Origin of the sequence: Austwickia sp., from assembly GCA_016699675.1 — a bacterium.
Classification (GTDB): domain Bacteria; phylum Actinomycetota; class Actinomycetes; order Actinomycetales; family Dermatophilaceae; genus Austwickia.
This window is the reverse complement of sequence record CP064985.1, coordinates 3,067,051-3,081,981: the sequence shown is the minus strand read 5'-3', so window position 1 is coordinate 3,081,981 and position 14,931 is coordinate 3,067,051. Positions and strand designations below refer to the sequence as shown.

Below are 14,931 nucleotides of genomic sequence, written 5' to 3'. Positions count from 1 at the left end.
CGCTACCCGACCTCGAGCAAGGCAGCCGCCGGGGATCCTCGGCCGGCGCCGCACGGGCAGAAGCCGTCCGGCCGTTCAGTACGCCGGAATCTGCGCGTCCACCTCGGTCCGCCAGCCCAACAGACCGCCGGCCACGTTGACCGCCCCGACGTACCCCGCCGCCCGAAGGAGGGCCACGGCCTCGGCGGACCGGACCCCGGACCGGCAGTACACGAGCAGCTCCCGATCGGTGCCGACGCCGGGCAGCCGGGCCGAGGCGCGGAGCGATCCGAGGGGAACCCAGAGTTCCTCCGGCGCCGGCAGCTTGACGATCTCCCGTTCCGCCGCCTCCCGGACGTCGACCAGCAGCGGCGCCGACGGCCCGGCCAGGCGTGCGGCGGCGACGGCCGGGGCGACCTGCGGAACCGACTCGCCGCCAGGCTGCGTCGGCGCACCTGTGCCGTTGACTGCCGGTTCGTCGACACCTCGTACGTCGAGCGCCGCGCAGGCCTCGTCCAGATCGACCAGCCGCACCTCGGCACCCGGCGAGCACGAAGGGCACGCGGGATGGGCCGCCAGCGGCACCGTGCCGACCCTGGCGGCCAGTGCGTCGTACACCAGCATCCGCCCCACCAGCGGTTCCCCCACGCCGAGCAGGATCTTGAGCACCTCGGTGGCCTGCAACGTCCCGATCACCCCCGGCAGCACGCCTAACACGCCGCCCTCCGCGCACGACGGAACCGAACCGGGCGCGGGCGGCCGCGGAAAGACGCACCGATAGCACGGACCGGAGCGGCCGCGACCGACGGAACTCGGCCACCACACGCTCACCTGACCGTCGAATCGAGCCACCGCTCCCCACACCAGCGGGCGGCCCACCAGCACGCACGCATCCGAGAGCAGGTAGCGCGCCGGGAAGTTGTCCGTGGCGTCCACGACCACGTCGTACGGCGTCAGCAGGTCCACCGCGGTCGCCGCGGACAACCGCACCTGATGTCGCTCGATCACCACATGCGGGTTGAGGTCCGCGATCCGGTCCGCCGCCGAGTCCACCTTCGGCCGGCCCAGGTCGGCCGTGCCATGCACGACCTGGCGCTGCAGGTTCGTCACGTCCACGATGTCGTCGTCGACGACGCCCAGCACGCCCACGCCCGCGGCGGCGAGGTAGGTCAGGACGGGGCTGCCCAGTCCCCCGGCGCCCACGACCAGCACCCGGGCGGCGGCCAGCCGCTCCTGTCCGGCGAGTCCCACCCCGGGCAGGAGGAGGTGCCGGGCATACCGTTCCCGCTCGCGGGCGGTGAGCCCACCACCCGCAATGCCGCCCGACCTTGGCGTACTCGACTCCATGCCGGGGAGGTTACTGGCTAGGATTGACGGCACCAAAGGGCCCCCGCCCCACGGCCGAAGGAGCGACGTGACCACGAACGATGCAGTCCCAGCGGGCCGCGGTGCACGGCTGAGCCGGCAGGCGCGCCGGGCCCAGCTCCTGGAGGCGGCCCAGGAAGTCTTCGTCGGCTCGGGATACCACGCCGCGGCCATGGACGAGATCGCCGAGCGGGCGGGCGTGAGCAAACCCGTGCTCTACCAGCACTTCCCCGGGAAGATGGAGCTCTACCTGGCGCTGCTCGACGACGCGAACGACCAGCTCACGGCCGCCGTGCTGACCGCCCTTCAGACGGCCTCCAGCGAGGCCGATCGGGTCGCGGCGACCATGGACGCCTACTTCGAGTTCGTCTCCCGCGAGCGCACGCCGTACCGCCTGGTTTTCGAATCCGATCTGGTCAACGACCCGGCGGTCCGCGAGCGGCTGGATCGAGTGGAGGCCTCGGTCGCGGCGGCCATCGCGCCGCTCATGCAGGCGAACACGGAGTTCACCGTCGACGAATCCAGGCTCCTCGCCGCGGCGATGGTCGGCATGGCCCAGCAGTCCGCGCGGTTCTGGCAGGCGCACGGGGAGACCATTCCTCGTGAGCGCGCGGCCGGGCTCGTGGCAGCGCTCGCCTTCAAGGGGGTCAAGCGGCTGCCGCTGACGTACGCCGAGGTGGACGCCCTGTTCTCGCGCGCGGCCCCGGCCTGACGCGACGCGGACGCGTGCCCTAGCGGCCGGCAGCCAGCCCACCGGGTGATACTGGTCGCCCAGCCCTGAAGCGAAAGGACACAACCCCGTGGAGATCCGTATCGGCGTGCAGCACTGCAGCCGGGAACTCACCCTGGAGTCGGAGCAGGCTCCCGAGGAGATCGAGAAGGAGATCGCCAAGGCAACCAGTTCGGGTTCGATGCTCCGGCTGGCCGACGCCAAGGGCGGCGTGGTGTGCGTCAACGGCGCCGCGATCGGCTACGTGGAGATCGGCGCCCCCCGCAAGGGCGGAGTGGGATTCGGCATGCTCTGATCCGCGGCGGGCCGACCCCGGCTCGAGTCGATCCGGGGGCTGGCCGCACCGTGGCATCTGCGCCCCGACCCGAATTCCTCGTTGGTCGACTGTCCGAATCGTGGCCTTCACCCCGTTCGTCGTGCAAAACAGCCGTACGACGCGCCACTGAGCGCGTCAGGTGGCCGCTTGACGGGGACGCACGGCTGACCAGGGCGTGTGATCAGACTGTTGCCTGCCGAGGCGTGTCAGGGTCGAGGCAGCGGGTAATCAGCCCGTGGAGGGCCACAGGGAGGGCCCCGACACACAGCCCATGAAGGAGAGCAACATGATCGGCACCATTATCGGCGCCATCATCGGCGGATTGATTATCGGCGCGCTGGCGCGTCTGGTCATGCCAGGTCACCAGAACATCTCGGTGCTCATGACGATCGTCCTTGGCATCCTCGGCTCGGCGATTGGGTCGTGGATCGTCTACCAGGTCGGCTACAGCAACAGCAACGGCGGCTTCGCGATCATCCCGTTCCTCGCGGGAATCGCGGTAGCGGCCATCCTCATCGCCGTCTACATGTCGGTCACCGGCCGTCGCGGGATCACCCGCTGACGGCTCACAGGCCACCGCCGAGGGGCCCCGGGCGTGCTGCCCGGGGCCCCTCGGTGCGCCCGGAGCCGCGCCGAGAACGCACTGGCTGGGGCGCCGCGGTATCATGAACAGGACATTCGGTGCCCGATCGGCTCGACGACCCACCCGCGCGGGGTGAAACGCGCGGAATTGAAGACCTCCGATCGGCTCCGCACTACGCCCCCGGGCGTGGCGCCCTACGACGCCGTAGCGCCGCGTGAGCCATCCCGACTCTTCGCCGTGGGCCCGATCGAGAGACGACATTGACCACAGTGCACCTCAGCTCGACGTCCGCGGACGTCGAGCACGACCTACCCACCATCGACGCCGGCGAGAACCCCACCGTGGCCCCCGAGGTCACCTTTGGCAGCTTCGGCGTGCACGACGACATCGTCGCCGCCCTGGCGGACCACGGCATTGTCACCCCCTTCCCCATCCAGGCCATGACCCTGCCCGTGGCCCTGGGCGGACACGACATCATAGGTCAGGCCAAGACGGGCACCGGCAAGACGCTCGGCTTCGGCGTACCGCTTTTGGACAAGGTGATCGCCCCCGGCGACGAGGGTTTCGGCGCGCAGGATTACCCCGGACGTCCCCAGGCTCTCGTGGTGGTCCCCACCCGTGAACTGGCCGTCCAGGTCGCCAGCGACCTCTCCCGGGCCGGCAAGCGCCGCGGCATCCGCGTCGAATGCATCTACGGCGGAAGGGCGTTCGAGCCCCAGATCGACGCCCTCGGCAAGGGGGTCGAGGTGGTCGTCGGTACGCCGGGTCGCCTGATCGACCTCAACCAACAGCGCCACCTCAACCTGCACTCGGTGCGGACCGTGGTCCTCGACGAGGCCGACGAGATGCTCGACCTGGGATTCCTGCCTGACGTGGAGAAGATCCTCGCGGAGACCCCCACCTCGCGGCAGACCATGCTCTTCTCGGCCACCATGCCGGGCGCCGTCGTGGCGCTGGCGCGCCGCTACATGACCCAACCGACGCACATCCGGGCCATGGTCGCGGGCGACGAGGGCAGCACGGTGCAGGCGATCGAGCAGTTCGTCTACCGCGCGCACGCCATGGACAAGGTCGAGATGCTGAGCCGCGTGCTGCAGGCCAAGGACCGCGGGCTGACGATCGTCTTCACCCGCACCAAGCGCACCGCCGCGAAGGTGGCCGAGGAGCTCACCGACCGCGGCTTCGCGGCGGCCGCGCTGCACGGCGACCTGGGCCAGGGCGCCCGTGAGCAGGCCATGCGCGCCTTCCGCAAGGGCAAGGTCGACGTGCTCGTCGCCACCGACGTTGCGGCCCGGGGCATCGACGTGGAGAACGTCACGCACGTCGTGAACTATCAGTGCCCCGAGGACGAGAAGACCTACCTGCACCGCACCGGCCGGACCGGCCGCGCGGGACAGACGGGCGTCGCGATCACCCTCGTGGACTGGGACGACCTGCCCCGCTGGGGCCTCATCAACAAGGCGCTCGACCTGGGCATCCCCGAGCCGGTCGAGACGTATTCCAGCAGCGAACACCTCTACAGCGACCTGGAGATCGACCCGTCGGTGACCGGTCGGCTGCCCAAGGCGGCCCGCGTGCGCGCGGGTCTGGATGCCGAGGAGCTGGAGGACCTGGGCGAGACCGGTGGCCGCGCAGGCAAGGGCCGCGGCGGCGCCGGGCCGCGGGGGCGCCGAGGCGGTACGTCGAGCGAGGGCAAGACGTCGGGCCACGGCCACGGCCGCGGCGAGGCCAAGGAGCACAAGGGCGCCAAGGAGCACGGGAAGGCCAGCGCGGATGGCGAGGCCAAGCCCCGCCGCAAGCGGCGCCGCACCCGTGGCGGCGGCGCGGCGGTCACCGCCGATTGAAGTCCGTTCTGGCTCTGAAGGGTCAGAGCAGGTCTGAGTGAGTCGACAGCTCGCAGTTGAAGCGAGCTCCCCGGCTGAGGCAGTCTTCGCGACTGCCGCCCTCTTTCCCCCACTGGCGCCCGCCTTCATTGCGGGCGCCAGTACCAACAAGAGGGCGCCAGTCGGGTAAGTGGGGCGGCGGGCGTTTGGGGTCTTGGGCCTTCCGAGCACCGCGGGGATCTTGAGCGCCTGAAGTGCGGCCTCATCCCTGGGTCTTGAGCGCCTCGCACCTCTCGTCGGTCTCGGGCACCTCAGATGCCCCGGAATTTTCGGCGTCCTCGCCGGGCAGGCCCGCCCAGTCGCTCATCTCGGCACCGTGGGCCGAGCCCTCCGGGCAGTGCGCCCGAACATCGCACCAGCCGCACAACGCCGACGGGCGCGCCGCAAACATGGTCGAATCGCGCCCGGCTACGGCGTACTCCCGCTCGGCCGACACGAGGTCCCGCACGATCGAATCGGCCTCGGACACCTTGCGCGCGAGGGACTCCGGGGTGTGCTCGTGGGCGACGACCGCCCCTGTCGGCACGTGGTGCAGCTCGACGCGAACGCAGTCTCGACGAAAGACCCGCGCGGCGCCGACGGCGTACAGGGCGAGCGCCAGCGACGTCCGCGCCTCCTCCTCGGTGCACGGGCGGCGACCGGTCTTGTAGTCGACGACGACCAGGTGCCCGTCGCGGTCGTCGAGCCGGTCCACCCGCCCGGAGAACGCCAGGCGATCCGTGGTGAACGCGACGGTCCGCTCGGTGCCGACCGGGCGCGAGTGGCGGGCCTCCCCCAGCGAGCGGAGATAGGCCAGCACCTGCCAGCGCACCCGCTCGCGCCAGCGCTGGGCCTGCTCGGCGTCGCGGAACCCCAACGAGGTCCACTGCGCATCGACGAGGGCCGAAACCCGCTGCGGCGTACGTTCGTTCGGCGCCACGTCCCAAAAGTCGCGCAGGACGGTATGGGTGACCGTGCCCACCGTCGTGTGGGCCCGCTGCGGTCGCGGCGCGGGACGCGGTACGTCGAGATAGCGCAGCCGGTATTGGCGGGGGCAGTCCAACCACGTCAGCATCCGGCTGGGGCTCGCCGAGAACAGCCGCGGGGGCAGCCCCACGAACTCGCCCTGCCGTGCCGACGGTTCACTCACGCCTGCAGGCTAACCAGACCGGTGCGCCGCCCGCGGGAGGCGCCGCGTGCTGTGGAACAACCGCTCGGGTGTGGACGCGCGGCAGCGGCCTCACCCGCGCTGCGAGCCGCGAAGCGCAGACCGGGCCCAGGTCTCGTGCGACTCCGGTTGCTCAGGCCGAGTGCACGAAGCCGATGATGCCGTCCGCCATCATCTGCACGGCGATCGCCGCACACAGCAGCCCCGCAATCCGGCTGACCAGCGTGGTCCCGCCCTCGCGAAGCACCCGGTGGATGGCGCCGGCGTACCGCATCGACAGGTAGACGACCGCCATCGCCGCAGCCAGCGCCAGGATGATCGAGGCGCGCTGTCCCATGGTGTGCGCCCGCTGCATCGACACCATGATCGTGACGATGACCCCAGGCCCGGCGAACAGCGGCACGGCGAGCGGGACCAGGGCGATGTTCGTGCGGGCCACGTCGGCGTCGGCGTCCTCCTTGCCCATGAGCAGCTCCAGCCCGATGAGCAGGAGCAGCAGGCCCCCGGAGACCTGCAGGGCGGGGACGGAGATCTTGAGATACTGCAGGATCTGCTCCCCCACCAGGGCGAACGTCAGGAGCACCCCGAAGGCCACCACGGACGCGCGAGCGGCGACGGCCTGGCGGTCGTGCTTCTTGTACGACTTCGTCAGGCTCAGGAAGACCGGCAATGCCCCGGGCGGGTCGAGGATCACGAGCAGGCTGATGAACACCGAGCCAAAGAAGCCCGTGTCCAGGTTCATTCCTGCACCACTGCCGTCGCCGTCGGCCGGCCGAGCAGCGCCTCGTACACGTCGCGCGGGGTGGTCCGGTCCGCCAGCCGATTGCTCTTTCCGGTGCCGTGGTAATCGCTGGAGCCGGTCACGAGCAGACCTAAAGCTCGGGCGAGGTCGAGGGTGTGCGCCTCCTGCTCCGGCGTGTGGTCGGGGTGGTGCGCCTCCAACCCCACCAGTCCCGCCGCGGCCATCTCCTCGATCACCTCGTTGGCGACGATCCGGCCGCGCTTGGCCGCGAACGGGTGGGCCATGACCGGCACGCCCCCGGCAGCGATGATCAGCCGCACGCCGGCGACGGCGCTGGGCGCGTAATGCTTTGCGCCGTAGGGCGACCCGTCGTACAGGAAGCGCGCGAACGCCTCGTCGCGATCCGCCACCACGCCGCCCGCGACGAGCGCGTCGGCGATGTGCGGGCGCCCCACCGTCGCCGACCCGGTGACCTGCGCCAGCACCTCGTCGTAGCTGATCGGCACGTCGGCGGCCAGGTTCTCGGTGATCCGGCGGGCGCGGTCCACCCGGCTGGACCGGGCCTTGTCGATCTCCTGCAGGAGCGGCGCGTACGTCGGGTCGTGCAGGTAGCCCAGGACGTGCAGGGAGATCCCGCCCGCCGTACAGGACAGTTCGATGCCACGCACGAGCCGTACGCCGTGCGCGGTGGCCTCGCGCGTCGCCTCGGCCCACCCTGCGGTGGAGTCGTGGTCCGTGATCGCCACGACGTCGAGGCCGCGCTCGGCTGCGGCAGCCATCAGCTGGGCCGGGGTGTCCGTCCCGTCGCTGGCCGTGGTGTGGGCGTGCAGGTCGATGAGCACGCCAACCAGCCTATGGGATGGGGCGACGTACGCTGACCGGCATGGATTTCTCCGGCGAGGCCGCAACTTGGGATGACCGACCGGACCGGGTCGCGCGCAGCAGGGCCGTGGCCGACGCCATCCGCGCGGCCGTCGACCTCGACGACCATCCGGCCACCCTGGAGCTCGGCGCGGGCACGGGGCTGCTGTGCCGCCAGCTGGCCGACACCCTCGGACCCGTCACGTTGACCGACTCCGCGCCGGGCATGGTTCAGGTCGCCCGCGCCCGCATTGCTGAGCTCCACCTGACGGCGTGGCGCGCCGAACTCGTTGGCGCGCAGGAGACCGCCCTGCCCGGTGGCCCCTACGGCCTGGTCCTGTCGCAGCTGGCGCTGCACCACATGGCCGACGTGGCGGGCGCGCTGCGCGCGGCGTACGACGTGCTCGCCCGGGGCGGTCGGATCGCCTTGGTCGACCTTGACCACGACCCGGACGGCGCCTTCCACGCGCAGCACGCCGACTTCGAGGGACCAAACGGGTTTCCCCGCGCCGACATCGTCGCCTGGTTGACCCACGCCGGGTTCGTGGGGGTGCGCATCACGACCGCCACCGTGGTGGACAAGGTCGTCCGCGACGAGACGCGCGCATTCCCCCTCTTCCTGGCGACGGCACAACGCCCGGCCTGACGGGGTTCCTCTACCGGGAGCCGGTGGCGCCGGCGCCGGCCGGCGCCACCGAAACCGATGTCACCGGCGCGGCATCAGCACTGTGTAGTCGAAGTCGAGGACCACGTTCGGCAGGTACTTGCCGTCCTCGCCCTTGTACGGGAATTCCGCGCAGGGCAGGTCCTTGGTGGCGACGGTGCGCACGCGCAGGGCGCCGATGTCGTCGCGGCCAGGCAGCACCAGCTTCTCGAGGACCTCCGACCAGGCGTAGACCGTGTGCCCGGCGAAGGTGGGGTTGGTGTGCGAGCCGCCGTTGATCGCCGCGATGGACAGGGCGTTGCCCAGGCCGTTGAAGCTCAGGGCGCGCGCGAAGCTGATGATGTTGCCGCCGTAGACGATGCGGCGGCCGTTGCGGCCCTGGCCCTCGGTGTGCTGGTTGAAGTGGACCTTGGCCGTGTTCTGGTAGAGGCGGGTGGCCATCATGTGGTCCGCCTCCTCGATGGTGTTGCCGTCGACGTGGTCGATCTTCTCGCCGACCTCGTAGTCGTCCCACAGGTACGGCGAGCCGGCGAGCTCGACGTCGTAGCCGCCCTTGCGGATCGACCAGGGCACCTGCAGCTGATCGACCGGCACCGACGTCGGCAGGCTCGGGACCACCGTGTCGGGTGCGGGCTTGGCCTGGTCCTTCTTGTTCACCATGACCCAGCGGTTGTAGTCCAGGACGACCTCGTCGCGCTGGTTGACGCCCACAGAATGCACGTAAACCACGCCGGTCTTGCCGTTGGAGTTCTCCTTCAGGCCGGTGACCTCGGAGGTGGTGGTCAGCGTGTCGCCGGGGAAGACCGGGACGCCGAACACGCCGCCGGCATAACCGAGATTGGCCACGGCGTTGATGGAGACGTCCGGGACGGTCTTGCCGAACACGATGTGGAAGGTCAGCAGCGAGTCGATCGGCATCCGCTCCTGGCCGCAGGCCGCCGCGAAGGTCGCCCCGGAGGAGACCGCGAACCGCGATCCGTACAGCGCCTGGTAGAGCGCCACATCTCCCTCGGTCACCGTGCGGGGCGTCGCGTGCCGCAGCCGCTGCCCGATCTCGAAGTCCTCGAAGTAGTTCCCGCTCATCACCTTCGCCATGGGGCGAATCCTGCCCGATCCGCGCTGCGCACGGCGCCGGTACGGGCGTGCCATCCCTCACGTACGGCGACCCGCATGCGCCGGCCCCCCGTCACTCGTCCGTCCCCCGGCCGGTGCCGCCATGGCAGCGAAGGTGCAGCTCAGGAGCGGTCGTTGACGTCCACGACCGGTACGCCGGGCGGCAGCGCCGTCGGCTCGCTCGGCGGGCGGGGATCCGCACCGGGCGGGGTGCCGGCTTGCGACAGCAAGATCCCGGCGAGCATGACCGCGCAACCCGCGTAGCCCCGTGCGGTCATCGTCTCCCCGAGCAGCAGCGCCCCGCCGATCACCCCGAAGACCGACTCCATCGACATGAGCAGCGCCGCGTGGGACGGCAGGGCGTCGCGCTGGCCGAGGATCTGCAGCGTGTATCCCACCCCGACCGACATGAGGCCGCCGTACAGCATCGGCACCAGGGCCGCGCCGATCCCGGCGTACGGCGTCGGCTCCACGACCGCCGCCGCCCCCAGGTTGAGCAGCGCGCATGTCCCGAACTGGGTGACGGAGAGGCGCAGCGCGTCGAGCCGCGCGTACCGGTCGATGAGCAGGATGTGCCCGGTGAAGAAGACCGCGCACGCCAGCACCAGGGCGTCCCCGGCGGCGATCGTGAGCCCCTCCGTCACGCAGAGCAGGTAGAGACCGACCAGGGCCAGCCCGACGCCGGCCCACGTGAACCGGCCCGTCCGATGCCCCAGCAGCATGCCGACCAGGGGCACGAGCACGATGTAGAGCCCAGTGATGAAGCTGCCCTTGCCCGCCGTCGTGAGCCCCATCCCGGCCTGCTGAAACAGCGCCGCCACGAATAGAACCGCGCCCACCAGGAGCCCCGGGGCCCGGCACCGGCGCCAGGCCGCGAGCCGGTCCGCCCGCGCCGTGCCGCTCCGTCGATCGAGGACGGTGATGAGCGGCAGCAGCGAGAGCGCGCCGAGGGCAAACCGGACCCCGTTGAACGTCAGCGGGCCCACATGCTCCGCCCCGACGACCTGCGCGACGAACGCAAACCCCCAGATGGCCGCCGCCACGAGCAGCATGAGGTTGGCGCGCAGTCGGACCGGTGACATGCGCGCCAGCGTAGGACAGGGCCCAGCCGGTCGTACGCCGTGCCCTCCCCACCGGCGCCCCGATAGGCTGCCCCCATGGCTGACTTCGATGTGGTGGTCCTGGGCGCCGGCCCGGGCGGATACGTGGCGGCGATCCGGGCCGCGCAGCTCGGCAAGAAGGTTGCCGTGGTCGAGAAGCGCTATTGGGGCGGAGTCTGCCTCAACGTGGGCTGCATTCCGAGCAAGGCGCTGTTGAAGAACGCCGAACTCGCGCACACGCTGAACCACGAGAAGGCCAAGTACGGCATCGAGGGCGACGCGACGATGTCGTTCGGCCCGACCCACAAGCGGTCCCGTCAGGTCAGCGCGGGCATCGTCAAGGGCGTCCACTTCCTGATGAAGAAGAACAAGATCACCGAGATCGACGGCTGGGGCACGCTCACCAGCCCGACCTCCATGGAGGTCGAGTCCGACGGCGGCGAGAAGAAGACCGTCACGTTCGACCACCTCATCATCGCGGCCGGTGCGACGGTCAAGACGATGGGCATCGAGCTATCCAAGAACGTCGTGACCTACGAGGAGCAGATCCTCGACGAGAACCTGCCGAAGTCCATCATCATCGGCGGGTCCGGCGCGATCGGCGTCGAGTTCGCCTACGTGATGGCCAACTTCGGCGTCGACGTGACGATCGTGGAGTTCCTCGACCGGATGGTCCCCACGGAGGACGCCGACGTGTCCAAGGAGCTCGCCAAGCACTACAAGAAGCTCGGCGTAAAGGTGATGACCGGCACCAAGGTCGAGTCGGTCGAGGACACCGGCTCCGGCGTCAAGGTCACGGTCTCCCCCGCCGCCGGCGGCGACAAGCAGGTGCTCGAGGCGGAGCGCATGCTCACCGCCTTCGGATTCGCGCCCCGCGTCACCGGCTACGGCCTCGAGAACATCGGCGTGACGGTCTCCGAGCGCGGCGCCATCGAGATCGACGACTACTGCCGCACCAACGTGCCCAACGTCTACGCCATCGGCGACTGCACCGCCAAGATGATGCTGGCCCACGTCGCCGAGGCCATGGGCATCGTCGCCGCGGAGACCATCGCCGGCGCCGAGACCATGCCGGTCGACTACGTCAACATCCCGCGGGCGACCTACTGCCACCCGCAGATCGCCTCGATGGGCTTGACCGAGGCGCAGGCCAAGGACGCCGGCCACGAGATCAAGACGGCGAGCTTCCCGTTCACCGCCAACGGCAAGGCGCAGGGCCTCGGCGAAGGTGTCGGCTTCGTCAAGGTGGTCGCCGACGCCAAGTACAACGAGATCCTCGGCGTGCACATGATCGGCCCGGACGTCACCGAACTGCTGCCTGCAGCAAGCGTCGCCAAGCAGTGGGACCTGACGGCCGACGAGGTCAGCCGCACGGTGTTCGCCCACCCGACGCTCGGCGAGGCCCTCAAGGAGGCCATGCACGGCATCGCGGGGCACATGATCAACTTCTGAGCCACCGCTTCGGCACCGAGGGGTGCCCGCCCCACACCGGGGGCGGGCACCCCTCCGCGTCCGTCGGGTTCAGCCGGTGTTCTGCAGCCCCGCCGCGGCGCCGTTCATCGTCAGCAGCACCACGGTGCGCCACCGCTCCGCCAGCTCCGGGTCGGCGAGCGCGTCCGGCCCGTGCAGCGTCCGCAGCGCGTGGATCTGCAGGTGCGACAGGGCGTTGATGTAGGGGCGCCGCATCTCGATCGCCGCGTGCAGGTGCGGCTTGCGCTCCAACAGTTCCCGCTGGTCGAGCACGTCGAGCACCCACTGCAAGGTCAGGTCGTACTCGGCCAGGATCCGCCCGACCAGCTCCGGCGCGTCGCCCAGCTCCAGGAACGCCTCCCCCAGCGCCCGGTCGGCTTTGGCCAGGCTCATCTCCGCCACGTCGATGAGCGAGGCGAACAGCGGCCAGTCCCGGTAGGCGCGGCGCAGCTCCGCCAGGTCGCCCACCGCGGCGAGGCCCGTCCCCAGCCCGTACCAGCCGGGCACGTTCACCCGCGCCTGCGCCCACGCGAACACCCACGGGATCGCCCGCAGGTCGGCCAGCGACCGGCCGACATCGACCCCGCTGCGGCGCGACGGGCGAGAGCCCAGCCGCAGCTCGCCGAGCTCGTCGAGCGGGCTCGCCTGGGCGAGCAATTCGACCAGCCCCGGGCTCGTAACCAGCTCGCGGTACGCGGTCCGCGACGCGGCGTCGATGCGCGCGCCGACCTCGGCGTACCCCCGACCGCTCTTGCCCCGCAGCCGCGCCCGCTCGGGTTCGTCCGTCAGGAGCACGGCGCTGGTGAGGCGTTCGAGGTGGCGCTGCCCCACGAGCACGTCGCCGTACCGCGCCGCGATCACCTCCCCCTGCTCCGTCACCTTGAACCGGCCGTCCACCGATCCCGTCGGCTGCGCCAGGATCGCGCGGTGCAGCGGACCGCCGCCGCGGCCCAGGGAGCCGCCGCGGCCGTGGAAGAGCGTGAGCCGTACGTCGTGCCGCTCCGCCCACGACACCAGCTTCTGCTGGGCCTGGTCCAGGGTGAGCGTGGCGCTCGCCGGTCCGACGTCCTTGGCCGAGTCGGAGTAGCCGAGCATGACCTCGACGTTGCGGCCGGTCGTCGTCACCCAGGCGGCGGTGGTGGGCAGCGCGAACCACTCCTGCAGCGTCTCGCGGGAGCGTTCGAGGTCTTCTCCCGTCTCGAAGAGGGGCACGACGTCGAGCCGCAACGGGCGGTCGCCGACCGCGAGCCGGGCGAGGGCGCGCACCGCGGCGAGGTGGGCGGCGCTCTGGCTGAAGCTGACGATGTACCGCCCGCAGCAGTGCGGCCCCCACCGCTCCTGCAACCACGCCATCACGCGCAGGGTGTCGAGGACCTCGGCCGTCCGCTCCGAGGCCTCGGCGGTGCGCCGCCCGGCGACGCCGTCGGGCCACCCGTGGGTGGCGAGTCGATCCAGATACGCCGCATCGCGCGCGGCCGCCAGCGGATCGGCGACGCCCTCGACCCCCGTGAGCAGCTCCACCAGGGCCGCCTCGTGGACGGCCGAGTGCTGCCGGACCTCGAGCTCGGCCAGGTGGAAACCGAAGGTCTGGACCAGCCAGATCAGCTGCTGCAGCTCGCCGTACGCCGCCCGCGCGTCCCCCGCTGCCACCAGGCTCTCCTGGACCAGCGCGAGGTCCGCGAGCACCTCGGCCGGACCCGCGTAGGCGAGTCCCGCGCGCTCGGCGAGCGTCAGCTCGAGCCGGGTGACGATGACGAGCATCTTCTGCCGGTGCGGCTCCCCCGGCGAGTCCTTGACGAAGCGGGCCATGGCCTCTGGCAGCCGTACGGCGTCGTTGGCCAGGGCCTCCACGAGCGCATCGGAGGGCGGGGTGCCGACCTCGTCCATGGTGAGCGTCCGCGCGATCCGGCCGGCGATCCGGGCGAGCGCGGCGATGGCGTGCTCGGCCTGGGCGGCCATGGTGCGCCGGGTGACGTCGGCGGTGACGAACGGGTTGCCGTCGCGGTCCCCGCCGATCCAGCTGCCGAACCGCACGAACGCGGGCGGCAGGCTCCGCGACACGCCTGCGTGGCGCAGGCCCTCGTCGACGGCCCGGTAGAGCCGGGGCACCGCCCGCACCAGCGTCTGGTCGAAGACGGTGAGGATCGTCTTGACCTCGTCCTGGGGCTCGGGGCGGGTCCGCCGAAGCGTGGAGGTGCGTTGCAGGATGTCGATGTCCTCGAGCATCCGGCGCCGGGCGAAGTCGCGTTCGAGGCCGCCGGACCACGGGTCGTCGTACCGGTCCAGCTGCTCGCTGATCCGGGCCAGCGCCGTCGCGACCGCGCGGCGACGCGCCTCGGTGGGATGGGCCGTGAGCACCGGGTGGATGCGCAGCCCCGCGATCCGGTCGGCGGCGCGCGGGCCGAGCTCGGTGATCGCCGCGGCGACCGCGCCATCCTCCAGCCCGGTGCCGAAGTCGGCGGTCTCGGCGCGCAGCGACCGCGCGCGCAGGCGCTCGTCGGCGAGGTTGGTCAGGTGCAGGTGCACGGTGACCGCGCGGGCCAGCTCCGCCGCCGTGCCGTCGTCGAGGTCGGCCACCATGGCGTGCGGCCGGGCGAAGCTGTCCCGATTCGTGGCGCTGGCGGAGGCCGCTACGAGCGTGCGCATGAGCTCCAGGAGATCCTCGCGGCCGGACTCCGCCAGCACGCTCGCGTGCAGCGAGGTCAGCAGATCCAGGTCGGAGCGGACGCTGGGGAGCGCCGAGTCCGGTTGTCCGGCAGGGTGATCGCCGGGCGGAGGCGAGCTGGGCAGCGGCATGCCCCCAGCCTAGGAACACCCCGGCCAAGTCCACGACTGTTCACGCCGATGACGGGAGCACATGGCGACCGGTGGGCGTCCCGGCGGCCCGCTGCTCGCCTGCGTTCGAGGTGAACCGATGTCCAGCAAAGGGGCCCGCCCATACACTCCCGCCTCAAGCGCAACGGTGCGTAAGGGAGGTA

The 14,931-nt window shown here is 71.2% G+C and carries 13 protein-coding genes; 6 read left to right on the top strand and 7 right to left on the bottom strand.

Translation table 11 applies throughout. The features are described 5' to 3' along the window. Positions 1-75 precede the first annotated feature (75 nt). A complete protein-coding gene (gene moeB / locus IPK37_14105; GenBank protein QQS00059.1) occupies positions 76-1,326 on the bottom strand; it encodes a molybdopterin-synthase adenylyltransferase MoeB in 1,251 nt (416 codons plus the stop codon). Between moeB and IPK37_14100 the strand changes: the two genes are divergently transcribed. The 4 genes from IPK37_14100 to IPK37_14085 all read left to right on the top strand — a co-directional run bounded on the left by IPK37_14100 (position 1,325) and on the right by IPK37_14085 (position 4,817). Then, positions 1,325-2,056, top strand: coding sequence for a TetR/AcrR family transcriptional regulator (locus tag IPK37_14100; GenBank protein QQS00058.1), 732 nt, complete (start codon positions 1,325-1,327; stop codon positions 2,054-2,056). The genes moeB and IPK37_14100 overlap by 2 nt on opposite strands. Positions 2,057-2,144: 88 nt before the next feature. Next, positions 2,145-2,369, top strand: coding sequence for a DUF3107 domain-containing protein (locus IPK37_14095; GenBank protein QQS00057.1), 225 nt, complete (start codon positions 2,145-2,147; stop codon positions 2,367-2,369). 307 nt (positions 2,370-2,676) lie between these two features. Next, positions 2,677-2,952: a GlsB/YeaQ/YmgE family stress response membrane protein gene (locus tag IPK37_14090; protein QQS02888.1), complete on the top strand. Its 276-nt coding sequence runs from the start codon at positions 2,677-2,679 to the stop codon at positions 2,950-2,952. A 281-nt stretch (positions 2,953-3,233) separates the two neighbouring features. Beyond that, a complete protein-coding gene (locus IPK37_14085; protein ID QQS00056.1) occupies positions 3,234-4,817 on the top strand; it encodes a DEAD/DEAH box helicase in 1,584 nt (527 codons plus the stop codon). 241 nt (positions 4,818-5,058) lie between these two features. Here IPK37_14085 and IPK37_14080 read toward each other — a convergent pair whose 3' ends face one another. The 3 genes from IPK37_14080 to IPK37_14070 all read right to left on the bottom strand — a co-directional run bounded on the left by IPK37_14080 (position 5,059) and on the right by IPK37_14070 (position 7,587). After that, positions 5,059-5,910 carry a PD-(D/E)XK nuclease family protein gene (locus IPK37_14080; GenBank protein QQS02887.1) on the bottom strand — a complete coding sequence of 284 codons (852 nt, stop codon included), beginning with the start codon at positions 5,908-5,910 and terminating at the stop codon, positions 5,059-5,061. Positions 5,911-6,136: 226 nt separating this feature from the next. Then, a complete protein-coding gene (locus tag IPK37_14075; protein ID QQS00055.1) occupies positions 6,137-6,745 on the bottom strand; it encodes an NAAT family transporter in 609 nt (202 codons plus the stop codon). Beyond that, positions 6,742-7,587 carry a PHP domain-containing protein gene (locus IPK37_14070; GenBank protein QQS00054.1) on the bottom strand — a complete coding sequence of 282 codons (846 nt, stop codon included), beginning with the start codon at positions 7,585-7,587 and terminating at the stop codon, positions 6,742-6,744. The genes IPK37_14075 and IPK37_14070 overlap by 4 nt, the downstream gene beginning before the upstream one ends. A 41-nt stretch (positions 7,588-7,628) precedes the next feature. Between IPK37_14070 and IPK37_14065 the strand changes: the two genes are divergently transcribed. Continuing rightward, positions 7,629-8,252, top strand: coding sequence for a class I SAM-dependent methyltransferase (locus tag IPK37_14065; protein ID QQS00053.1), 624 nt, complete (start codon positions 7,629-7,631; stop codon positions 8,250-8,252). Between the two features lie 60 nt (positions 8,253-8,312). Here the strand turns inward: IPK37_14065 and IPK37_14060 are convergent, their stop codons facing one another. Both IPK37_14060 and IPK37_14055 read right to left on the bottom strand, forming a co-directional pair. After that, complete coding sequence (locus tag IPK37_14060) at positions 8,313-9,365, bottom strand: MaoC family dehydratase (protein QQS00052.1); 1,053 nt, start codon at positions 9,363-9,365, stop codon at positions 8,313-8,315. A gap of 140 nt (positions 9,366-9,505) precedes the next feature. Beyond that, positions 9,506-10,465 carry a DMT family transporter gene (locus tag IPK37_14055; protein QQS00051.1) on the bottom strand — a complete coding sequence of 320 codons (960 nt, stop codon included), beginning with the start codon at positions 10,463-10,465 and terminating at the stop codon, positions 9,506-9,508. A gap of 75 nt (positions 10,466-10,540) precedes the next feature. On the opposite strand from IPK37_14055, the gene lpdA reads away from it, so the two are divergent. Beyond that, complete coding sequence (gene lpdA, locus IPK37_14050; protein ID QQS00050.1) at positions 10,541-11,935, top strand: dihydrolipoyl dehydrogenase; 1,395 nt, start codon at positions 10,541-10,543, stop codon at positions 11,933-11,935. A 69-nt stretch (positions 11,936-12,004) separates the two neighbouring features. On the opposite strand, the gene IPK37_14045 is transcribed toward lpdA, so the two are convergent. Next, positions 12,005-14,749: a phosphoenolpyruvate carboxylase gene (locus tag IPK37_14045; protein ID QQS00049.1), complete on the bottom strand. Its 2,745-nt coding sequence runs from the start codon at positions 14,747-14,749 to the stop codon at positions 12,005-12,007. Positions 14,750-14,931: the final 182 nt, after the last annotated feature.